This window comes from Sphingomonas sp. CCH10-B3, from assembly GCF_001556185.1.
GTDB classification, from domain to species: Bacteria; Pseudomonadota; Alphaproteobacteria; order Sphingomonadales; family Sphingomonadaceae; genus Sphingomonas; species Sphingomonas aquatica.
Map to the genome: position 1 here is coordinate 1 of NZ_LSIJ01000013.1, position 20,825 is coordinate 20,825.

Consider the following 20,825-nt stretch of genomic DNA (forward strand, 5'->3'; position numbering starts at 1 on the left):
GAATAGTTTTACAACCCCTCCCCTGAAGGGGAGGGGTTGTAAAACTATTCCGTGACCTCAACGGCAGCGGATCTGCTGGCTGTTCTGGTCGATCGACTTGCCGAGCAGCGCGCCGAGACCGCCACCGAGCAGCGTGCCCACTGCGCGTGAGCGGCCACCGTCGATGACATTGCCCAGGATGCCGCCGCCGACCGCGCCGATGATCAGGCCCGTCGTGCCGTCGTTGCGCTTGCAATAATAGCGGCCGTCGCTGCCGCGATAGACGCGGTCATCGGGCGCCAGCACCCGCTCATTGTAATTGGGGCCGTTGCGATAATAGCGCGACGGGTCATAGCCGCCCTCGTCGCGGTCGTCGTACCGGGGATCATAGCGCGGATCGCGGCGATCGTCGTAGCGCCGGTCATCATAGCGCGGGCGGTTCGCCTGCCATGCCTGATAGCGATCGAATTCCTGCTGGAACACGCGCAGTTCCTGCTGGAACCGCGCCTGTGCCTGCGCGAAGCGGGCTTCCTCGGGACTGGTCTGGGCAATCGCGGGGGTGGCGAAGGCCAGCGCGGCGAGCGCGAGGATCGAAGTCTTGCGGGTCATCGGACGAAACCTCCTGTTACTATGGCAGCACCACAGCCCATTGAGCCTAAACCGGGCCTGAACGGCGTGCCATAGCACTACATCGCTGCGAGCAGCGCCGAAATCGGCACAAAGGCAAAGGCGATCGAGCTGTCAGCCACGCCATAGGGCAGGAAGATGCAGTCGCCGTGGCGAATGCCCCCGCAGCTATAGACGACATTGGGGACATAGCCTTCACGGTCCTGATCGGCGGCGGCCAGAATCGGTTCACGCGTGCGGCCGATCACTTTCGACGGATCGTCCTTGTCGAGCAGCACCGCGCCGATCGAATATTTGCGCATCGCGCCGACGCCGTGGGTCAGCAGCAACCAGCCTTCGTCGATTTCGATCGGTGCACCGCAATTGCCGATCTGCACCAGTTCCCACGGATATTCGGGTGTCAGCAGCATCGCGCCTTCGTCCCAATGGGTCAGGCTGTCCGATCGGATGAGGAACAGATTTTCGCCGTCCTGCCGCCCGATCATCAGATATTCGCCGCCGACCTTGCGCGGGAACAGCGCCATCCCCTTGTTGCGCGCCGCCGAGCCGGTCATCGGCACCAGATCAAACGCACGGAAGTCGGTGGTGCGCAGCATTTCCGACTGAATCTGCGATCCGTTATAGGCAGTGTAAGTGCCGACCCATTCGGTGCGGCCATCGTCATGACTGAACTGGACGAGCCGCAGGTCCTCCAGCCCTTTCGATTGAGCCGATGTGATCGGGAAGATCACCGTACCCGACAGCGTCGAGTCGCGGTGGCGGTAAACAGTCACAGCGCCCGAGGGCAGTGCGCGGCCATCGGCACCGGCAGCATCGGTCGCGGTCGCGAACGGCGGCTCGGGCGCGAGCCGCAGTTCGTTGGCGTCGGTGATGATGCCTTCGCGGAACGCGACCGAACTGATGTGGCCTTCACCGACCGCCCGCATCGACATCAGGATCCGCAGCGACCCAGCGCGGAGGCCGGTCTGGTCGAAATGGGGCACCACGCTGGGGTTCATCAGCGCGGCGGCGGCATAGCTGTATTCGTGGCAGAAATAAGCGCCGATCAGCTGGCGACGCTCATCGGAGATAGCCGCATCATCAAGGCCGAGCTGCGCGGCAATATCGGCATAGCGCGTCATGAACACGCGCCGCGTCTGCCAGTGGCGCGCTTCGAAATCCTTCAGCACCAGCGCAAGCTGATCGAGGGTTTCGCGCGGGCTCATATCGAGCACTTCGCGTACCAGCCTTTCAGTGCGGCTGGGTGCGCCGCCGTTCGATTGCCACGCGAGATGGAAGGGGCGCACGACGACCCGCGACGGATCGGCATAAAGGCGCAACGGATGATTGAAGATATCGAGCACTGGCAACAAACGCCCCGCTTAGGTCACACCAAGGCGAGGCCTGATCTCGATCAAGCCGCAGCCCGGGCGTCCCCTGCCACGGATTCGCGCCGTTGTGGTAGTGCCGAAATCGCACATGAGGCCAGTTGCAGCGCCAGGATCGATTCCGCGCCCTGGTTGCGGTTGAGCCCATTGGGGGTCAGCCCGTCGTAGCATCCGCCATCATGGGTCGATGCCAGCGCCAGATCGAGGTCGTTGGCGCCCAGGAACCAGCGGTAGGCGCGCATCGCCTCGTCGATCCAGCGCGCGTCGCCGGTTGCGTCGAACGCGGCGGCACAGGCTTCGACGGTCGCCTGCGCTTCCAGCGGCTGCTGGTCGAACGGCAGCGGCGGCGCATAGGCGCGACCGAAGCTTTCGGTGCCGACGGCGCGGAAGCGCCCCTCGGGCGAGGTCTGGCGCGCCATGATCCAGTTGAGCGTTGCAATCCCGGTGGCGATCAGATCGGCACGGTCGAGTGCCTTGCCCGCGCGGATCATTGCTTCGGGCAATCGCGCATTGTCATAGGCAAGGACGATTTCGAACCATTCCCATTCGGGCCGCCGCGCCGCGGCCAGCAGCGCGAGATGCTCGTGCGAGAAGCGTTCAAGGATCTTGGTGGCCAGCCCATGGCCGGGCACGCACGCCAGAATCTCGCATGCGCCGAGCATCGCAAACGCCTGCGCGCGCGGGCTGCCGAGGTCGAGCGCGAGCGATGCGGTGTTGTCGAACATCGCCATCGCCCAGTCGCGATGCTTGCGCAGCCTAGCGTGGCGGACCACCGTCCCGATCGCCCACAGCGTGCGGCCGTTCGAATCTTCAGACCCGACATCTTCGCACCATTCGCGGTCGAAGCGCATGAAATTGCGGAAGCGGCGGGCATCAGGGTTCCACGCATGCTGCACGAAGGCCGCATAGATCGTCATCCATTTGTCGGCGGTCGCCTCGGGCAAGCCGTCCATCTTGGCGACCAGCATCAGCGCGCGGGCATTGTCGTCGATGCAATAGCCGTGGCGGCGATCGGGCACTGAATAGATGGCGTGCTGGAGCATGCCGGTCGCATCGCTCATCCGCTCGACCGCAGTGAAATCGGCGGGCAGCGGCGCCATCGCCGGCGCGGGCTTGGCGAGGCGGCGCGGTGCCTGCTCGAGCATCGCGGCGATCTCGGCAACCGCCTTCGCAGCCAGACAGGGCCACAGCATCGTCCGTCCGCGCGCATAGGCACGCGCCGACAGCGCCTCGCGCTCTTCATCCGAATCGAGCAGCGCGATGATCGCCCGGGCAAAGCCGTCGCTGTCGCCGAAATCGACGAGGACGCCGTGGTTGTCGGCGAGGATTTCGGTCGCATGGACATAGGGGGTCGACACGACGGCCTTGCCGACACCGACCGCATAGGACAGCGTGCCCGACGTGATTTGCGCTGGATTGACATAGGGCGTCGCGTAAATGTCGGCCGCCTGCAAATAGTCGATCAATTCCTCATGCTCGGCGAAAGCGTCGATGAAGGACACGTGATCGGCAACGCCGCGTTCGACCGCGAGCGCCTGCAGCCGGTCGCGATAGGCCTCGCCTTCATGCGCGACGAGATTGGGGTGGGTGGCGCCGAGCACCATGTAATGCGCCTTCGGGTGCGCGGCGACGATCGCGGGCATCGCCTCGATCATCGTCTCGATGCCTTTGCTCGGGGCCAGCAGGCCGAAGGTGAAGATCACCTGCTTGCCCTGCCAGCCGAAGCGCGGCTTGAAGAGCGCTGTGTCGGCGAAAGTCCGGTCGGGCACGCCGTGCGGGATCGTGACGATCTGACGATCAGCAGCGCCATAGACGCGCGTCAAAATGTCGCGACCGCGGTCGGCCATCACCACCACGCGTGCGGCGCGGCGCAGCAAGGCCTCCATCACCCGGCGCTCGTCCGCATTGGGCTGTTCAAGCACCGTGTGGAGCGTGACGATCACCGGCAAGGTGATCCGGTCGAGCAGCGACAGGATATGTTCGCCTGCCGATCCGCCGAAAATGCCATATTCATGCTGCAGCCACAGCGCCTGTGCGCCCGACGCCTCGATCGCGCGCGCGGCGGCGCGATAGGCACCCGGATCGTCCTGCGCGATCGCGCCAATCACCTGCGGCGGATAGGCATAGCGGCCGGGATGGTCGTCCATCGCATAGACATCGACCCGCAAGTCCGGAAAGGCGCCGCGCAGGGCATTGTAAGTGTCGGTCGTAAACGTCGCCAGGCCGCATTTGCGCGGCAGGAAATTGCCGATGAGGGCGATATGCTTGACGGCATGTTCGCGCCGGGTGGCTGGCGTCATTGACCTATCCTTTCGCGGCTCGGTGCGGCACCGCGCCCTGGTGAACGATGAACTCCCAACTGCCGGACTTACATATGGTTGCGCACATGCTGCACTGCAACCAACCAAGATCAAGCCCTTTGTTGCACGGGCCGTTCGAATCGCGCGATCAACCGCGCCCGCGATAGCCCGGCACGTCCTGCGCAGGCACCCACACGCCTTCGGGCGGCGGGCCACTTTGCCAGAACACGTCGATCGGAATGCCGCCGCGCGGATACCAGTAACCGCCGATGCGCAGCCAGTGCGGCTTCATTTCGTCGAACAACCGCACGCCGATACCGACCGTGCAATCCTCGTGAAACGCCTGATGATTGCGGAAACTGCCGAGGAACAGCTTTAGCGATTTCGATTCGACGATCGTCGCGTCGGGTACATAATCGATCACCAGATGCGCAAAATCGGGTTGCGCGGTGACCGGGCAAAGCGAAGTGAATTCGGGCGAGACGAAGCGCACCATGTAACGCGCGCCGGGCCGCGGATTGGGCACATAATCGAGCACGGCCGCGTCTGGCGACGTCGGCAGCGCGCTTGCCTGACCTAGGTATTTGGGTGTCATCGGCTTGGATTTAGTCGCATCGGCTGCGATGTGAAGCCGCGATGCAGATTCGGCGGCTGATTCCGATCCTTGGCGACCAGTTATCGCTCGGCCTGTCGGCGCTTGAGGGTGCCGACCGTGCGCGCGACCGGCTGCTGATGATGGAAGTCGCCGAGGAAGGCCGCTACGTCGCGCACCACCAGCGCAAGATCGCCTTCATCCTCTCGGCCATGCGCCACCACGCCGAAGCGCTCCGCGCCGACGGCTGGCAGGTTGACTATGTGACGCTCGACGATCCCCACAATTCGGGCAGCTTCACCGGCGAAGTCGCGCGCGCCGTCGAGGGGCTGAAGCCCGAATCGATCGTCATTACCGAAGCCGGGGAGTGGCGCGTCGCGGCGATGATCGACGGCTGGGCGCTCCGCTTCCGCATCCCGGTCGAGGTGCGCGAAGACACCCGCTTCGTCGCCAGCCATGCCGAGTTCGACACCTGGGCGGCAGCGCGCAAGCAATTGCGGATGGAGTTTTTCTACCGCGACATGCGCCGCAAGACCGGTCTGCTGATGGACGGCGACGAGCCCGTTGGCGGCCAGTGGAATTTCGACGCAGAGAATCGCAAGCCCGCCTCGCGCGACCTGATGATGCCGCGCCCGCTCTCTTTCGCCCCGGACGACATCACCTGCGCGGTGCTGGCACTGGTCGCACGCCATTTCGGCAACCACCCCGGCCGCCTCGACGGTTTCGACTATGCCGTCACCCGCGCCGATGCGTTCGCCCAGCAGGCGCATTTCCTCGACCACGCGCTGGCGAGCTTCGGCGACTATCAGGACGCGATGCTGACCGACGAGCCGCATCTGTGGCATTCGGTGCTGTCGCCCTATCTCAACGCCGGGCTGCTCGACCCGCTCGACCTGTGCCGCGCGGTCGAGGCGCGCTTCCGCGACGGGCGGGTGCCGCTCAACGCCGCCGAAGGCTTCATCCGCCAGATCATCGGCTGGCGCGAATATATGCGCGGCATCTACTGGCACGAAGGCCCTGACTATACCGGCCGCAATTTCCTGAACGCGACCCGCCCGCTCCCCGATTTCTACTGGACCGGCGATACCGAGATGCATTGCCTCGCCCAGGCGATCGGCCAGACGCTTGATCTTGCCTATGCGCACCACATCCAGCGGCTGATGGTCACCGGCAATTTCGCGATGTTGATCGGTGCCGACCCGCGCGAAGTCCATGAATGGTATCTCGCGGTCTATGCCGATGCCTATGAATGGGTCGAGGCGCCCAATACGCTCGGCATGAGCCAGTTCGCCGATGGCGGGCTGCTGTCGTCGAAACCCTATGCCGCCTCGGGCGCCTATATCGACCGCATGTCGGATTATTGCGGGTCGTGTCGTTATGACGTGAAGAAGCGCACCGGCCCCGATGCCTGCCCGTTCAATGCGCTCTATTGGGATTTCATCGCGCGCAACGAAGCCAAGCTCGGCCGCAACCCGCGGCTCGCGATGCCCTATCGCAGCTGGGCGAAGATGGACCCGGCCGTGCGCGACGCGTTGCGCCAATCGGCGGCGACCTTTCTCGACAGCCTCGACGGCGCGCAACCGCGCGGCTAGGAAAGCAGGACAAGATCAGGAGATGGCAATGGACGCGTTGGTGACGACTGAATGGCTGGCGAACGAACTTTCCGCAACCGACCTGCGCGTGGTCGATGCCAGCTATTTCCTGCCCGAACACAAGCGCGACGCCGCCACCGATTATGAAGCGGGGCACATCCCCGGCGCCGTCTTCATGGACCTTGCCGAAATCGCCGACCTGTCGAACCCGCTGCCGTCGATGCTGCCCAGCCCCGAGAAGTTCGCGAGCCGCATGCAGTCGCTCGGCCTCGGCGACGGCAGCCGCATCGTGCTCTACGACGACTCGCCGCTGCACACGTCGGCGCGGGCGTGGTGGATGCTGCGCACCTTCGGCGCGCATGATGTCGCGATTCTCGACGGCGGCCTCGCCAAGTGGAAGGCCGAAGGGCGACCGCTGACCAGCGGCAAGGAATCGCTGCGCCACCGCCACTTCACCGTCTGGGCCGATGACAAGGGCGTCCGCACGCTCGACCAGATGAAGGCCAATCTCGATTCGGGCGCCGAGCAGGTCGTCGACGCCCGCAACCCGGCGCGCTTCACCGGCGAAGAGCCCGATCCGCGCCCGGCGACCCATGCCGGCCACATCCCGGGGTCGAAGAACCTGCACTACGCAACGCTGTTCAACGCCGACGGCACCTGGAAGTCGAAGGACGAGCTGAAGGCCGCGTTCGACGCCGCCGGCATCGACCTGTCGAAGCCGCTGGTCGCGACCTGCGGCTCGGGCATCACCGCCGGCGTGCTGGTGTTCGCCGCGCACCTGCTCGGCAACAGCGCCGCGCTCTACGACGGCAGCTGGTCCGAATGGGGCGCCGACCGCACCACGCCAAAGGCCATGGGCGCGGCGTGAGCGACGACGGCCACGGCGAGCGACGGCGCGACCGCACGCGCGTCGTCACCGCCGGGCGGCGCGAGGAATGGACGCGCGGCATCGTCAATGTCCCCGTCTGGCGCGCCTCGACGATCCTCTACGACTCGGTCGCCGAGATGCGCGCGGCCGGTGCCAATACCCACCACCGGCTGTTCTACGGGCGGCGCGGCACGCCGACGCAGTGGAGCCTCGCCGACGCGCTGACCGAACTCGAACCCGGCGCCGAAGGGACGTTTCTCTATTGCTCGGGCGTCGCGGCGATCGCGGCAGCCTTGCTGTCGGTGCTGGCGCCCGGCGACGAAGTGCTGATGGTCGACAGCGCCTATGATCCGACGCGGAGCATGGCGACGGGGTTGCTGAAGCGCTTCGGCATCGCGACGCGCTTTTACGATCCGATGATCGGTGCAGGGATCGCCGAGCTGATCGGCCCCGCCACCCGCGCGATCCTGCTCGAAAGCCCCGGCAGCCTGACTTTTGAAGTCCAAGACGTGCCCGCCATCGTCCGTGTCGCCAAGGCGCGCGGGCTGGTGACCTTGCTCGACAATACCTGGGCGACACCGCTGCTGTTCCCGGCGATCGAAAAGGGCATCGATCTGTCGATCCTCGCCTGCACCAAATATGTCGCGGGCCATTCGGACGTGATGCTGGGCAGCGTCACCGCGGGCCCCGGCCATTTCGCCAAGCTGCGCGACACCAGTTTCCAGCTCGGGCAGGTGGCGAGTGCCGACGATTGCTGGCTCGGATCGCGCGGACTTCGCACGATGGCGATCCGGCTCGCCCAGCACGAAGCGAGCGCGCTGAAGATCGCGAACTGGCTCGCCACCCGGCCCGAAGTTGCGCAGGTGCTCCACCCCGCCCTGCCCTCCTGCCCCGGCCACGACCATTTCACCCGCGACTTCAAGGGCAGCTCGGGGCTGTTCGGCTTTGTCCTCAACGGCGGCAGCGATGCCGCGCGCGCAGCGATGCTCGACGGGCTCGATCTGTTCGGGCTCGGCTATAGCTGGGGCGGCTTCGAAAGCCTTGCGATCCCGGTCGATCCGGCACGCTATCGCACGGCGACCAAGCCCGATTTCGCCGGGCCGCTGGTGCGCTTGTCGATCGGCCTCGAAGACCCCGACGACCTGATCGCCGATCTCGAGGCCGGGCTGGCGCGCTTCCGCACCGCCTAGACTGTTGCCCGGAGGCCATAGCGTGGTGCCCATATCGGGCACCACGACCGATTTTTCTTGTGCATCGCAGCATCGGTTGGCAGTCTCGCGTTAAGGCCGTCAAGCTACGCGAGGGACATGTCCCTGACAGACGTGGCTGCGGCTGGAGCAGGCGGGGACATCGTCATCTCATTTTCGGGGGATCCGATGCGCTTCACTCTATCAACCCTCGGCGTGCTCACGCTCGCCTTCACTGCCACGCCGGCGCTGGCCGACGAAACCGATCCGCCACCGGCGATCACGATCAACGGCGGCGTCACGCTCGCCAGCGATTACCGTCTGCGCGGCGTGTCGCGGTCGGACACCAAGCCGACGCTGCAGGGCACGCTGACCGTGTCGCACAAGAGCGGCATTTATGTCGGCCTGTTCGCGTCGAACCTGGCGGGCTGGGGCACCTTTGGCGGGCCCAACCTCGAACTCGACGTGATCGGCGGCTTCAAGCACAAGCTCGGGCCGGGCACGGCCGATGTCGGACTGACCTGGTATAACTATCCGGGTGGCGCGACGCTGACCGATTATGTCGAATTCTACGGCAAATATACCGGCCAACTCGGTCCGGCGTCGATTACCGGCAGCGCCTATTACGCGCCGCCGCAGCTTGCGCTGGGCAACTGGAGCAACACGCCGCGCAGCCGCCCCGGCGACCGCGAAGACAATATCTATGTCGCGGGCGACGCGGCCATCGGCATTCCCAAGACGCCGTTCACGCTGAAGGCGCACATCGGCCATAGCTGGGGCAACCCCGGTCTTGGGCCGAACGGCACCAGCGTCACCCCGACCGGTTCCTATACCGATTGGTCGCTCGGCACCGACGTTACGTACCGGATGCTGACCTTCAACGTGTCCTATGTCGATACCGACATCACGACGCGCAACTCGTCCTATCTGTTCCCGCAGTTCACGCGCGGACAGGCCAATCGCGGATCGATCGCGAACGGCACGGTTGTGGTCGGGTTGACGGCCGCGTTCTGATCGAGCGGGCGGGCCGTGCCGGTTGGCGCGGCCCGTCGCCGACCTTTATTTCCCGTACGTAAGCCTGGCGTCATTGCGGGCACAGCGAAGCAATGACGGCCCTAAGTGCCTCTGATCGCCTTATTGCGGCGTCTTGGTCGTCGCGGTCTGGCCGTCGCCTTCGGGGGCAGCGACGATGTCGCGCGTGGTTGCGCCCTTGTCGACGACACTGGTTTCGGGATCGCCGACTTCGGAGCGCACGCCCGGCGCGATCGTATCACCGCCAGCGCTGTCGACGACCGCGCGCTCGCCGACGCTGCGCGCCGCCGGGCCACCGAACAGTGCTTCAAGCGCCAGCACGCTCGGGTTGTTGTCCTGCGGACGCGCAGCGCCCGGCTTGGGCGGCACCAGCGCATAATCGGGCGGAATGACCAGCGGCGCCTGACGCGCGACGGCATATTCGTCGGGCTTGACGCGGTTGAGGCCATTGCCGCCACCACAGCCTGCCAGCGAGAGCGACACGCCGATCAACACGGCGACCGGCACAAATTTACGCATTGTCATTCTCCACCGATCCATTGTCCGCCGCAGTCGCCTGAGGCGCTCCTACCGGCGCCTTGTCGCGCGTCAACAGCGCGCGCGCCAGCAGAATAAGCACGCCCATCGTAATCGCCGCGTCGCCCAGATTGAAGACCAAAAACGGGCTCCAGTCGCCGAAGTGCAGATCGGCGAAGTCGACGACATAGCCCAGCCGCACGCGATCGAGGATATTGCCGAGCGCACCGCCGAGTACGAGGCCGAGCGCGGCCTGATCGCCCCGCCGCGGCTCGCGCCACATCCACACCAGCACGCCGATCGCAATCACGCCCGTCAGCGCGACGAGCGCCCAGCGTGCTTCGTCGCTCCCGGCGCGCAACAGGCCGAGTGACACGCCGTCATTGGCGACAAAGCGCACGCGGAATATCGGCAGCAGATCGACGGCGGGGGCCGCCAGCGTGTTGAGCGCCATCGGCCCGGTCGTGACCCATTTGAGCAATTGATCGAGGCCGAACGCGGCGCCCGCCGTGGCGAGGCCGGCCAGGGGAAGCTTCATGCCACCACCTCGGTGCAACGGTTGCACAGCGCGCCGTCCGCGGTGACTTCGGGCAGCAGCCGCCAGCAGCGGCCGCATTTGTGGTAGGCCGTGGGCGTCACGCTGATCGCGTCACCCTGCGCCACGCTCGCGACGATGAACAGCTCGGCAAGCACGTCCGCGGGCAGCGGCAGCGCGGGCACAGTGACTTCGACATCCAGACTGGTCTTGACCAGCTTGTCGCGGCGCAGCGGCTCGATCGCTTCGTTGACCTGCGTGCGCAAAGCCCGGACGTCGGCCCAGACGCCCGCATCGGCTTGCACCGCTTCGAGCACCGGCCATTCCAGCAAATGCACGCTCTCGCTGTCGGGATAGCGCGTCTGCCACACCTCTTCGGCGGTGAAGACCAGCACCGGCGCCGCATAGCGGATCAGCGCGTGGAACAGCGTGTCGAGCACCGTGCGATACGCGCGCCGCTTGTCGGTCTGCGCCCCCGTCGCCGGGTTGACGTCGCAGTAGAGCGAGTCCTTGCGGATATCGAAATAGAAGGCGCTCAGGTCCTCGTTCGCGAAATCGCTCAGCAGCCGGGTGTAGCTGTTGAAGTCGAAGTCGCTCACCGCCGTGCGCAGCTTCGCGTCGAGCTCGGCGAGCAGATGAAGCATGTAGCGCTCCAGCTCGGGCATCTCGGCCACCGCCACCCGCTCGGTCTCGTCAAACCCCTCCAGCGCGCCGAGCAGATAGCGGAAGCTGTTGCGCAGCTTGCGATACTGGTCGGCGACGCCTTTCAGGATTTCCTCGCCGATGCGGTGATCCTCGGTGAAATCGACCGACAGCGCCCATAGGCGCAGGATGTCGGCACCATAATCGCGCATCAGATCGAGCGGATTGATCGTGTTGCCGAGCGACTTGGACATTTTCATGCCCTTTTGGTCCATCGTGAAGCCGTGGGTCAGCACGGTATTGTACGGCGCGCGCCCGCGCGTGCCGCACGATTCCAGCAACGACGACTGGAACCAGCCGCGATGCTGGTCGCTGCCTTCGAGATACAGGTCGGCCGGCCATTGCAGATCGGGCCAGCGACCAGACTCCAGCACGAAGGCGTGCGTGCAGCCGCTGTCGAACCACACATCGAGAATGTCGGTAACGCGCTCATAATCATCGGCGGCATAGTCGTTGCCGAGATATTCCTGCGCGCGGGCCTCAGACCAGGCATCGACGCCGCCTTCACGCACCGCGGCGATGATCCGCGCGTTGACGGCCGGATCGCACAGATATTTGCCGGTCTTGCGATCGACGAACAGCGTGATCGGCACACCCCAGGCGCGCTGGCGCGAGAGCACCCAATCGGGCCGCCCCTCAACCATCGACCCGAGCCGGTTGCGGCCCTTTTCGGGGATGAAGCGCGTGGCGCCGATGGCGGTAAGGGCGCGGTGGCGGAGGGTATCCTGCCCCCCTCCGTCAGCCGTTCCGGCTGCCACCTCCCCCAAGGGGGGAGGATTTGTGAATACCGATCCTCCCCCCTTGGGGGAGGTGGCCGCGAAGCGGTCGGAGGGGGACTCGCCCAGCGCCCCCGCTGCCTTGCGACCATCCCCCGGATGGTCGCTGGTCAGGCTCCGGTCCATCGACACAAACCACTGCGGCGTGCAGCGATAGATCACCTTGGCCTTCGACCGCCACGAATGCGGATAGCTGTGCTGGAAGTCATCGCTCGCCGCGAGCAAGCCGCCCGCCGCGCGCAGGTCCGAACAGATCGGGCCGGCGGCGCTGACGAACTTCTTGTTGATGACGCTCCCTTGGCCCCCCAGCCACGCCCAGTCATCGCGGTACATGCCTGCGGCATCGACCGCGAAGACGGGATCAATGCCATAAGCCTTGCACAGCGCGAAGTCGTCCTCGCCGTGGTCGGGCGCCATGTGGACGAGCCCGGTGCCCGCATCGGTGGTGACGAAATCGCCGGGCAGGAACGGGCGGGGCTTGGCGAAGAACCCGCCGAGATGGTGCATCGGGTGGCGGGCTGTGGCGCCTTCGAGCTGGGAGCCCTTGAACGTCCGACCATCGTCGTACGAAGGATAGAACCATTTCGTCAGTTGGTCTGCGAACTCAGCCGGTAGCGAACCCTCAACTCGATGAGAGAAAGATTGCGCCAAATTGACCGCCACGAGCACCTTCTGAACTTTCGTGGCGAACGGCAGAACTCGCTCTGGCAGGCCAGTTTCCTTACCCCACGCCTCGTCCACGAAAAGATCGTACAGCCGATATTCGATCTCTGGCCCATAAGCCAAAGCCTGGTTCACCGGGATCGTCCACGGCGTCGTCGTCCAGATCACGGCATGCGCGCCGACCAGCTCGGGCGCGTTCGGTGCCTCGACGATCTCGAACGCCACGTCGATCTGGGTCGAGGTGATGTCCTCATATTCGATCTCGGCCTCGGCGAGCGCGGTCTTTTCGACCGGCGACCACATCACCGGCTTGGCGCCGCGATAGAGCTGGTCGCTCTCCGCAAACTTCATCAGCTCGGCAACGATCGTCGCTTCGGCCTGGAAATCCATCGTCAGATAGGGGTGGTCCCAATCGGCATTGATGCCGAGCCGCTTCAATTGCTCGCGCTGGATGTCGACCCATTTCTGCGCATACGCCCGGCACTCGGCGCGGAACTCGACCGGATCGACCTCGTCCTTGTTGCGCTTTTTCTTGCGATATTCCTCCTCGACCTTCCATTCGATCGGCAGGCCGTGGCAATCCCAGCCGGGCACGTACGGCGCATCCTTGCCGAGCAGCGTCTGGGTGCGGACCACCATGTCCTTCAGGATATGGTTGAGCGCATGGCCGATGTGCATGTCGCCATTGGCATAGGGCGGGCCGTCGTGAAGGATGAATTTTTCCCGACCGCGCCGGGCATCGCGCAGCCGGTCATACAGCCGCGATTCCTGCCACTTCGCCAGAATGCCGGGCTCCTTTTGCGGCAGGCCCGCCTTCATCGGAAAATCGGTCTTCGGCAGGAAGACGGTGTCGCGCCAGTCCTTCGGCGTATCGGTTGCATCGCTCATGGGGGGCAAGCCTTACCGCGTCGCAAGGCGTTCGTCACGCGGATCGCAACATGGGCCATCAACCAGCTTGAGATTGAGTAAAAGCAATGTAGGGAGAGCGACGCATTCAGGGCTGGGGGACGCAATGAGCAATGGATTGATGCTGGCCGCACTGGCGCTAGGTGGGGCCGCGCCGACCGAGGACACAGCGCCCGCAGCGGTGACCACCGTCGCCGCGGTCGAACCGCAAGCCGAACCCGCGCCGCCCCCGGCAAAGCCCGCCCGCAAACCCGCGCCGATCAGCTTCGGCCCTTATCCGCCGGGCTGGCAGATCGATTTCGGCCCCGGCCTGCTCGCGGTGCCCGAATTCCCGGGCAGCAACGGTCTGCGCATCCTGCCCATTCCGCAGCTCGACATCCGCTACAAGAATGAATTCTTCGCTTCGGTTCAGACCGGCATCGGCTATAACCTCGTCAACACGCGCGGTTTTCGCGCAGGACCGATCCTGCGTCCCGAATTCGGGCGGACGACGCGTGACATTGCGGTGTTTCCGGGCCTGCAGCGGATTGGTTTCACGGTCGAGGCGGGCGGGTTCGTCGCGTACCAGCCATCGCTGTTCACGGCGCTCCAGCTCGAAGTGCGCAAGGCCGTCAGCGGGCATAATGGCACGCTTGCCGATCTGTCGGTGCGCCGGGTCGAGCTGAAGGGCAAATGGACGATTGGCTATAGCGGGCGGCTGCGCTTCGCCGATGCGACCTATTTTCGCAATTATTATGGCGTGACACCCGCCGCCGCGCTGACGAGCGGCTTGCGCGCCTATGCGCCGGGCGCGGGGCTGAACGACATCGGCGTGTCGGGCTTCGTATCGCGGCGATTGAGCCCGAAGTGGAACGCGACCGTGTTCGCGAGCTATGCGCGGCTGATCGACCAGGCAGCAGGATCGCCGATCACGACGAGCCGCTTCGGCAGCCGCAACCAGCTGTCGATCGGCGCCGCGCTCAGCTACCGCTTCCGGTTCAATTGAGGCGCGCGGGGGCAGTACGTTGAGGTTGGTTTGAACCACCAACCTTCCGTTGGTTTCGAGCGAAGTCGAGAAACGCTTGCGCACCGCCTGTGGCCTGTTTCTCGACTGCGCTCGAAACGAGCGGGTCAAAATAGCATCATCCAATTCTACCGGCTCGCATGCGCGCGCACGAACGCCGCCGCGAGATCGCTGACCAGCGCATCGAGATCGAGCGGTCGCAGCGCATCGCCGCCCAGCGCCGCCTGATGCAGCCCCGCCAGCACCAGCGGCGATAGCAGCGCCAGCGCGGCATGGCGGGGATTGCCTTGGCGCATTTCCCCACGCGCCTGATGCGCCGCCAGCCGCGCCTCGATCGCTTGCAGGCTCGGTTCGAGGATCGCGTCGAGATAGGCCGGACCGAGCAGCCCCTGCCCCATGCCTTCGCGCAGGCCCAGCATGTGGACGTCGTTCAGGCCCTGTCGCAATCCCGCCAACACGTGCCGCAATGCGGCTTCGATCGACTCGGCGAACGGCAGATCGCTCGCCGCCGCTGCCGCCAGATGCTCGGCGCCCGCCTGCCCGATCGACGCGAGAACCGCGATCACCACATCGTCGCGCTTGCCGAAATAATGGCGCAGCGTCGGCATTGTCACCCCCGCCGCTACCGCCAGCTCGCGCAGTGATGGCGGCGGCAAATCGCGCGCCACCAGCCGCGCGTGGATCGCCGCGATCAGGCTTGCCCGTTTCGCGCCATAGTCGCTGCCGCGCGCGCCTTGAGTCCGTGCCATGCCTCGCCTTGCCAGCCGCCGTGCGCTCGATCAACGCCGCTGCTCTTTTTATATTGCATATGATATATAATATTGCCAAAGGGCGCGCCACGCGATTCTTCAGGAGATTTCCAAATGCCCCCTTATTTGCTCAACAACCCCCGTCGCGCGGGGCTTTTCGCCAATGTCGCGCTGCTCGCGGTGGTGACGGTTGCGCTCAACGCCTTTCTCTTCAGCGTCGGCTGGGCGGGCACAGGCGCCGAGGCGCAGCGCGGCATTCCGGTCCTGCCGCCCGATTATGTGATCGGGCTGGTGTGGGTATCGCTGCTCGCGCTGATGGGCGCCGCGCGCTGGCTATATGTGCGCGAAAGCGGCGATGCGGGCTGGCGGTCGTGGATGCCGTTCTGGCTGGCTGCCGCCTGCCTTGCCTATCCCTTCTACACGGGCGGGTTGCAGATGGGTCCGGCGGCGTTCTGGGGCACAGTGCAAATCCTGGTGACCGTGTTCGTGGCGATCGGCGTGATGCGGGTGCGCGATCCGCGCTCGCCGTGGTTGCTGGTGCCGACCGCGTGCTGGGGCGGCTTTGTGGTCAGCGCGATGCTTGCCTATCCGCGCTGAGCGAGCAGCGCGCACGCCTGCGCGCAATCGGCGTCCATCTGTGCCACCAGCGCCTCCAGCCCGTCAAACTTGGCCTCGGCGCGCAGATACTCGATCAGCGCAACTTCAATCGTGCGCCCGTACAGATTCTCGGCAAAATCGAAGAGATAGGCTTCGAGCAATTCCTTGGGCGGATCGAAGCTGGGGCGGATGCCGAGATTGGCGGCACCATCGACCACGCGGCCATCGTCGAGCCGCACCCGCACGGCGTAGATGCCGTAAGCGGGCCGCAGGTAATTCCCCAACGCGACATTGGCGGTCGGATAGCCGATCGTGCGGCCGAGCTTGTCGCCGTGCTGCACCACGCCTTCGATCGCGAAAGGCCGGGTGAGCAGCTTGGCCGCGCCCACCGGGTCGCCAGCCTTCAGCAAGTCACGGATGCGGCTCGACGACACCGCCTCACCGCCTGCCGCGACCGCGCGCACCGTGTCGACACTGAAACCATGCGCCTCGCCGAGCGCGGCCAGCACCGCGACATTCCCCCCGCGCGCCTTGCCGAAAGTGAAGTCGTCGCCGGTCACCACGCCCGCGACGCCCAACCCCGTCACCAGCCGCTGCGCGACGAACTCCTCCGCCGTCAGCCCGGCAAGCGCGGCATCGAAACCGAACACGACCATGCCATCCGCCCCGGCGTCGGCGAACAGCCGCGCGCGCTGGTCGAGCGTCGTCAGGCGGAAAGGCGCGGCATCGGGCTTGAAGAAGCGCACCGGATGCGGATCGAAAGTCGCGACCAGCAGCGGCCGCCCTTCGGCCTGCGCCCGCTCGCGCGCGCGCCCGACGACCGCCTGATGGCCGAGGTGAAAGCCGTCGAAATTGCCCAGCGCCACGATGCCGCTGCGCAAGGCCGCAGGCACCTCGGCACCCCCGTCAAGGCGCTCCATAATCACTGCCTATAGGGGGGCGAGCGTCACGAAGCTATAGGCCGGGCGGGCCTCTTCAGCCGCAAAATCCTCGCGCGCGATCTCGCGCCAGCCGGTGAAGGGCGGGACGATCGCATCGCCGGGGGGCGCGATATGGACCTCGGTCAGCTCGATCCGGTCGGCGTGCGGCAGGAACAGCGCATAGACTTCCGCGCCGCCAATCACGGCCGCAGCGCCCCCGCAGCGCTCCAGCGCGCTGTCCGGATCATGCACAGGCTCCGCACCTGCCGCGCGCCAATCCGGACAGCGCGTCAGGACGATATGGCGCCTTCCCGGCAGCGGGCTGGGGAAGCTCTCGAATGTCTTGCGCCCCATGATCATCGGAAGGCCCATCGTCATTGCCTTGAACCGCTTCATGTCGGCGGGCAGGTGCCAGGGAATTTTGCCGTCGGCACCGATCACGCCATTGTCGGCGCGGGCCAGAAAAAACGTGATCAAACCGCCACCGGCGCCTTGATGTGCGGGTCGGCGACGTAATCGTGGATCGCGAAATCCTCATACTCATAAGCGTCGATCGCGTCGGGCCGCCGTAGGATCTCGAGGCGCGGCAGCGGCCCCGGCGTGCGGGTGAGTTGCAGCCGCGCTTGCTCGAGATGATTGAGATAGAGATGGCAATCGCCGCCGGTCCAGATGAAGTCGCCGGCATCCAGCCCGCATTGATCGGCGAGGATGTGCGTCAGCAGCGCATAGCTGGCGATGTTGAACGGCACGCCGAGGAACACATCGGCCGAGCGCTGGTAGAGCTGGAGCGACAGCTTGCCGTTGGCGACATGCGTCTGGAACAGGCAGTGGCACGGCGCGAGCGCCATGCGCGGCAGGTCCGCCGGGTTCCATGCCGATACGATCTGCCGCCGCGACGACGGCGTCTCGCGAATCTGGCGGATCAACTCGGCGATCTGGTCGATAGGACCGCAACCCGGCGTTTCCCAGTCACGCCATTGCTTGCCATAGACCGGGCCAAGCTCGCCCGTGTCATCGGCCCATTCGTCCCAGATGCTGACCTTGCGCTCCTGCAGCCAGCGGACATTGGTGTCGCCGCGCAGGAACCACAGCAGCTCGATGATGATCGAGCGCAAGTGCAGCTTCTTGGTGGTGACGAGCGGGAAGCCGTCGCTCAACCGAAAGCGCATCTGGTGGCCGAAAACCGAGAGGGTGCCGACGCCGGTGCGGTCGGCGGTCTCGACGCCGTCATCAAGGATGCGCTGCATCAAGTCGTGATAGGCTTGCATCGCCCAACGCTAGCGCGGCGCGCGCGGCAGGCCAAGCGCGATGCGCGCCGCCGCCCGCACTATTTGAGCAGATATACCCGCGCCTTCGCTTGCCAGCCCTGCCCGGTCCATGCCCGGCTGTTGGGGCCGACACCGCCATGGCTCTCCAGCGTCTTGCCATTCAGGATCAGCACGACATGGCCGATCCGGCTGGGGCTGTCGGCGGGCGAGAGAAAGGCGATGCGCACCCGGCCGTCATCAAGCTTGCCGTCGGCGAGCGTCTGGCGCGTATAGCCCTGATCGCGCACCCAATCATGCTGCACCACCGATCCGTCGGGAAAAGCGACTTTGGGCGCGGTCGAGCGGCGGATCGCCGCGCGCACGAAGCCGCTGCAATCGACCTTGGTGAAATCGCGCCCCGGCTGCGCCGCATCGTTCGGAATTTTCGCGCCCAGCCCATATTGCACGCGCGGCTGGCTGGTCATGCAGGCGTTCAGGAAAGCGAGCATCTTCGCCGTATCGATCGGCATCGGCCCGGGCGCCGCCGCCGCAAGGCCGAGCATGCCAAAGTCGGCACGGACGACATCGGCATTGGTGACTGCGTCACCGAAATTGGCCAGCCGCTCGCCATCGCGATCCGGGTCGCCGATCGGCGCTGCGGGGTCGAGATCAAGATCGAGATCGTCGTAATCGTCCTGCGCCATCGCGAGTTCGCCCTGCCTGCCGAGTCTGAAACGCACCGGCATCAACCTACGCGCAATCGCGCAACGACGATAGGTTGATCGCCCGCGGCGCGCGGGCAATCGGGTCCAAACCGGTTGTTTCGGTGCACCGCGTCAGCGGAGTCGGCAGCCCTTGATCGCGCTCGGATCGGGGCGCGGGCCGACGGCCTTGAACGCCGCCATATAGCCACCCGCCGACGGCATGTTGTCGGTCGACACGAGCTGATAGCCGACCGCGGCAAATTCGCATTTCAACAGCGCGGGCGGGGTGCCGTGGTTCTGCGTCGGGCGATCGGCATCGACGACGATCACCAGCCCGTCGGGCTTCAGCGAGGGCCGCATCCGCCACAGGAATTCATAGGGCTGTTCGATCTCGTGATACATGTGGATCATCAGCACACGGTCGAAACTATTGTCGGGCAGCTTCGGATCGGCAGGCTCGCCGAGCCGCACCGACACGCTTTGCAGCTGCTCGCGCGTCACGCGTTCGGCCAGCGCGTCGCGCGTTGCAGGGACAATGTCTTCGGCCAGCACCCGCCCGCTCGGGCCAACGCGCTGTGCCAGGCGGATCGTGTAATAACCCTCGCCCGCACCGATATCGGCAACGGTCATGCCGGGCTTGATGCGCGCCTTGTCCATCACTTCGCCGGCTTCGTTCTTGCGATCGCGCGCTTCCTCGGTCGACCAGCGCGCCGAGACGATGCGGGCGACCGGGCGGTCGGGCGCCGGAAAAATCGGTGCCGCACGCTGGCCGCAGCCGCCGACCAGCCCCGCGAGGGCGATCAGGACCAGGCGCCGCTTAATCGACGTCCTCCACGTCGACGCGCTCGCCGGTCACGCGCTGCGACAATGCTGCCGCCATGAACGGATCGAGCGCGCCGTCGAGCACGTCGCCCGGCGCGGTCGAAGTCACGCCGGTGCGCAAGTCCTTCACCAGCTGATAGGGCTGAAGGACGTAGGAGCGGATCTGGTGGCCCCAGCCGATGTCGGTCTTGGTCGCGTTTTCGGCATTCGCCGCCGCCTCGCGGATCGACAATTCGCGTTCGTACAGCCGCGCGCGCAGCTGGTTATAAGCCTCGGCCTTGTTCTTGTGCTGGCTGCGCTGGTTCTGGCACTGGACGACGATGCCGGTCGGCAAATGGGTGATGCGCACCGCCGAGTCGGTGGTGTTGATGTGCTGCCCGCCCGCGCCCGACGCGCGATAGGTGTCGATGCGCAAATCGCTTTCGTTAATGTCGACTTCGATATTGTCGTCGATCACCGGATACACCCAGACGCTCGCGAACGACGTGTGGCGCCGCGCCGCGCTGTCATAGGGGCTGATCCGCACCAGTCGATGCACGCCGCTCTCGGTCTTGGCATAACCATAGGCATTTTCGCCCTTCAGCAGCAGCGTCGCCGACTTGATGCCCGCCTGCTCGCCCGAATGCTGGTCGATCAGCTCGACCTTCAAGCCTCGGCGTTCGGCCCAGCGGGTGTACATGCGGCTGAGCATGCCCGCCCAATCCTGGCTTTCGGTGCCGCCTGCCCCCGCATTGACTTCGATATAGGTGTCATTGCCGTCGGCCTCGCCCGCCAGCAGCGCCTTGACCTTGTCGTCATTGGCGCGGGCAGCCAGCCGGGCGAGATCGGCGACGCCTTCATCGGCCATCGCGGCATCGCCTTCGGCGTCGGCAAGCTCGATCAGCTCGACGGTGTCGTTGAGTTCCTGCTCGATCGCGCGGGTGGCGGCGATCGCTTCGTCAAGGCGGCGGCGCTCGCGCATCACGGCCTGTGCGGCTTTCGCATCATTCCACAGCGTCGGGTCCTCGACGCGCGCGTTCAATTCGTCGAGCCGCCGCAGCGCGCGGTCCCAGTCCAGGAACCGGCGCACCAGCGCGAGCGACTCGTTGATGCTGTCGACATGGGCCTGCGCTTCGGCGCGCATTGAACTTCAACCTTTTTC

Annotated in this window: 20 protein-coding genes; 6 read left to right on the top strand and 14 right to left on the bottom strand. The window is 65.7% G+C overall.

The features are described from left to right. Positions 1 to 57: 57 nt before the first annotated feature. From AX672_RS03485 to queF, 4 genes are all read right to left on the bottom strand, one after another. Complete coding sequence (locus AX672_RS03485; protein WP_066648285.1) at positions 58 to 588, bottom strand: glycine zipper 2TM domain-containing protein; 531 nt, start codon at positions 586 to 588, stop codon at positions 58 to 60. 77 nt (positions 589 to 665) lie between these two features. After that, positions 666 to 1,949: a glycoside hydrolase family 130 protein gene (locus AX672_RS03490; protein ID WP_066648287.1), complete on the bottom strand. Its 1,284-nt coding sequence runs from the start codon at positions 1,947 to 1,949 to the stop codon at positions 666 to 668. Between the two features lie 50 nt (positions 1,950 to 1,999). Next, positions 2,000 to 4,273, bottom strand: a complete 2,274-nt coding sequence (locus AX672_RS03495) for a glycosyltransferase family 4 protein (RefSeq protein ID WP_066648289.1) — start codon at positions 4,271 to 4,273, stop codon at positions 2,000 to 2,002. Positions 4,274 to 4,421: 148 nt separating this feature from the next. Then, a complete protein-coding gene (gene queF / locus AX672_RS03500; protein WP_066648292.1) occupies positions 4,422 to 4,868 on the bottom strand; it encodes a preQ(1) synthase in 447 nt (148 codons plus the stop codon). A 41-nt stretch (positions 4,869 to 4,909) separates the two neighbouring features. On the opposite strand from queF, the gene AX672_RS03505 reads away from it, so the two are divergent. The 4 genes from AX672_RS03505 to AX672_RS03520 all read left to right on the top strand — a co-directional run bounded on the left by AX672_RS03505 (position 4,910) and on the right by AX672_RS03520 (position 9,526). Next, positions 4,910 to 6,457 (top strand): cryptochrome/photolyase family protein, encoded by a 1,548-nt coding sequence (locus AX672_RS03505; RefSeq protein ID WP_066648295.1) that lies wholly within the window; start codon positions 4,910 to 4,912, stop codon positions 6,455 to 6,457. A 28-nt stretch (positions 6,458 to 6,485) separates the two neighbouring features. Beyond that, positions 6,486 to 7,325 (top strand): 3-mercaptopyruvate sulfurtransferase, encoded by an 840-nt coding sequence (sseA, locus tag AX672_RS03510; protein ID WP_066648298.1) that lies wholly within the window; start codon positions 6,486 to 6,488, stop codon positions 7,323 to 7,325. After that, complete coding sequence (metC, locus tag AX672_RS03515; protein WP_066648302.1) at positions 7,280 to 8,515, top strand: cystathionine beta-lyase; 1,236 nt, start codon at positions 7,280 to 7,282, stop codon at positions 8,513 to 8,515. The genes sseA and metC overlap by 46 nt, the downstream gene beginning before the upstream one ends. 186 nt (positions 8,516 to 8,701) lie before the next feature. After that, positions 8,702 to 9,526: a TorF family putative porin gene (locus AX672_RS03520; protein ID WP_066648305.1), complete on the top strand. Its 825-nt coding sequence runs from the start codon at positions 8,702 to 8,704 to the stop codon at positions 9,524 to 9,526. Between the two features lie 120 nt (positions 9,527 to 9,646). On the opposite strand, the gene AX672_RS03525 is transcribed toward AX672_RS03520, so the two are convergent. Genes AX672_RS03525 through ileS form a run of 3 tightly spaced genes read right to left on the bottom strand, consistent with a single transcriptional unit; the run spans position 9,647 to position 13,624 of the window. Beyond that, complete coding sequence (locus AX672_RS03525; RefSeq protein ID WP_066648308.1) at positions 9,647 to 10,063, bottom strand: DUF3035 domain-containing protein; 417 nt, start codon at positions 10,061 to 10,063, stop codon at positions 9,647 to 9,649. Beyond that, positions 10,056 to 10,598, bottom strand: coding sequence for a signal peptidase II (gene lspA, locus AX672_RS03530; protein ID WP_066648311.1), 543 nt, complete (start codon positions 10,596 to 10,598; stop codon positions 10,056 to 10,058). The genes AX672_RS03525 and lspA overlap by 8 nt, the downstream gene beginning before the upstream one ends. Further along, the gene (gene ileS / locus AX672_RS03535; RefSeq protein WP_066648321.1) at positions 10,595 to 13,624 is read right to left on the bottom strand and encodes an isoleucine--tRNA ligase; all 3,030 of its coding nucleotides are present in this window, start codon (positions 13,622 to 13,624) and stop codon (positions 10,595 to 10,597) included. The genes lspA and ileS overlap by 4 nt, the downstream gene beginning before the upstream one ends. 124 nt (positions 13,625 to 13,748) lie before the next feature. On the opposite strand from ileS, the gene AX672_RS03540 reads away from it, so the two are divergent. Continuing rightward, entirely contained in the window at positions 13,749 to 14,627 is an 879-nt protein-coding gene (locus AX672_RS03540) for a MipA/OmpV family protein (protein ID WP_066648323.1), read from the top strand. A gap of 146 nt (positions 14,628 to 14,773) precedes the next feature. Here AX672_RS03540 and AX672_RS03545 read toward each other — a convergent pair whose 3' ends face one another. Further along, on the bottom strand, positions 14,774 to 15,394 hold the full coding sequence (locus AX672_RS03545) for a TetR/AcrR family transcriptional regulator (RefSeq protein ID WP_066648326.1): 621 nt from the start codon (positions 15,392 to 15,394) through the stop codon (positions 14,774 to 14,776). A gap of 114 nt (positions 15,395 to 15,508) precedes the next feature. Here AX672_RS03545 and AX672_RS03550 point away from each other — a divergent pair, with 114 nt between their 5' ends. Continuing rightward, entirely contained in the window at positions 15,509 to 15,991 is a 483-nt protein-coding gene (locus AX672_RS03550) for a tryptophan-rich sensory protein (protein ID WP_066648329.1), read from the top strand. On the opposite strand, the gene AX672_RS03555 is transcribed toward AX672_RS03550, so the two are convergent. From AX672_RS03555 to prfB, 6 genes are all read right to left on the bottom strand, one after another. Then, entirely contained in the window at positions 15,979 to 16,911 is a 933-nt protein-coding gene (locus AX672_RS03555) for a bifunctional riboflavin kinase/FAD synthetase (RefSeq protein ID WP_066648331.1), read from the bottom strand. The two genes, AX672_RS03550 and AX672_RS03555, sit on opposite strands and share 13 nt — an antisense overlap. Before the next feature lie 9 nt (positions 16,912 to 16,920). Continuing rightward, complete coding sequence (locus AX672_RS03560; protein WP_066648334.1) at positions 16,921 to 17,388, bottom strand: dihydrofolate reductase; 468 nt, start codon at positions 17,386 to 17,388, stop codon at positions 16,921 to 16,923. After that, positions 17,385 to 18,179, bottom strand: a complete 795-nt coding sequence (locus AX672_RS03565) for a thymidylate synthase (RefSeq protein ID WP_066648337.1) — start codon at positions 18,177 to 18,179, stop codon at positions 17,385 to 17,387. Before AX672_RS03565 ends, AX672_RS03560 begins: the two co-directional genes overlap by 4 nt. Positions 18,180 to 18,238: 59 nt before the next feature. Further along, on the bottom strand, positions 18,239 to 18,898 hold the full coding sequence (locus AX672_RS03570; protein WP_202189228.1) for a hypothetical protein: 660 nt from the start codon (positions 18,896 to 18,898) through the stop codon (positions 18,239 to 18,241). Positions 18,899 to 18,994: 96 nt separating this feature from the next. After that, positions 18,995 to 19,672, bottom strand: a complete 678-nt coding sequence (locus AX672_RS03575; protein ID WP_066648344.1) for a class I SAM-dependent methyltransferase — start codon at positions 19,670 to 19,672, stop codon at positions 18,995 to 18,997. Between the two features lie 7 nt (positions 19,673 to 19,679). Next, positions 19,680 to 20,807, bottom strand: a complete 1,128-nt coding sequence (gene prfB / locus AX672_RS03580) for a peptide chain release factor 2 (protein ID WP_066648347.1) — start codon at positions 20,805 to 20,807, stop codon at positions 19,680 to 19,682. Positions 20,808 to 20,825 lie beyond the last annotated feature (18 nt).

What these genes read in the sequence shown, in the direction of transcription:
- AX672_RS03485 (WP_066648285.1), bottom strand. Translation starts at nt 588, where the DNA reads ATGACCCGCAAGACTTCGATCCTCGCGCTCGCCGCGCTGGCCTTCGCC.
- AX672_RS03495 (WP_066648289.1), bottom strand. Translation starts at nt 4,273, where the DNA reads ATGACGCCAGCCACCCGGCGCGAACATGCCGTCAAGCATATCGCCCTC.
- queF (WP_066648292.1), bottom strand. Translation starts at nt 4,868, where the DNA reads ATGACACCCAAATACCTAGGTCAGGCAAGCGCGCTGCCGACGTCGCCA.
- AX672_RS03505 (WP_066648295.1), top strand. Translation starts at nt 4,910, where the DNA reads ATGCAGATTCGGCGGCTGATTCCGATCCTTGGCGACCAGTTATCGCTC.
- sseA (WP_066648298.1), top strand. Translation starts at nt 6,486, where the DNA reads ATGGACGCGTTGGTGACGACTGAATGGCTGGCGAACGAACTTTCCGCA.
- metC (WP_066648302.1), top strand. Translation starts at nt 7,280, where the DNA reads ATGGGGCGCCGACCGCACCACGCCAAAGGCCATGGGCGCGGCGTGAGC.
- AX672_RS03520 (WP_066648305.1), top strand. Translation starts at nt 8,702, where the DNA reads ATGCGCTTCACTCTATCAACCCTCGGCGTGCTCACGCTCGCCTTCACT.
- AX672_RS03525 (WP_066648308.1), bottom strand. Translation starts at nt 10,063, where the DNA reads ATGCGTAAATTTGTGCCGGTCGCCGTGTTGATCGGCGTGTCGCTCTCG.
- lspA (WP_066648311.1), bottom strand. Translation starts at nt 10,598, where the DNA reads ATGAAGCTTCCCCTGGCCGGCCTCGCCACGGCGGGCGCCGCGTTCGGC.
- ileS (WP_066648321.1), bottom strand. Translation starts at nt 13,624, where the DNA reads ATGAGCGATGCAACCGATACGCCGAAGGACTGGCGCGACACCGTCTTC.
- AX672_RS03540 (WP_066648323.1), top strand. Translation starts at nt 13,749, where the DNA reads ATGAGCAATGGATTGATGCTGGCCGCACTGGCGCTAGGTGGGGCCGCG.
- AX672_RS03545 (WP_066648326.1), bottom strand. Translation starts at nt 15,394, where the DNA reads ATGGCACGGACTCAAGGCGCGCGCGGCAGCGACTATGGCGCGAAACGG.
- AX672_RS03550 (WP_066648329.1), top strand. Translation starts at nt 15,509, where the DNA reads ATGCCCCCTTATTTGCTCAACAACCCCCGTCGCGCGGGGCTTTTCGCC.
- AX672_RS03555 (WP_066648331.1), bottom strand. Translation starts at nt 16,911, where the DNA reads ATGGAGCGCCTTGACGGGGGTGCCGAGGTGCCTGCGGCCTTGCGCAGC.
- AX672_RS03565 (WP_066648337.1), bottom strand. Translation starts at nt 18,179, where the DNA reads ATGCAAGCCTATCACGACTTGATGCAGCGCATCCTTGATGACGGCGTC.
- prfB (WP_066648347.1), bottom strand. Translation starts at nt 20,807, where the DNA reads ATGCGCGCCGAAGCGCAGGCCCATGTCGACAGCATCAACGAGTCGCTC.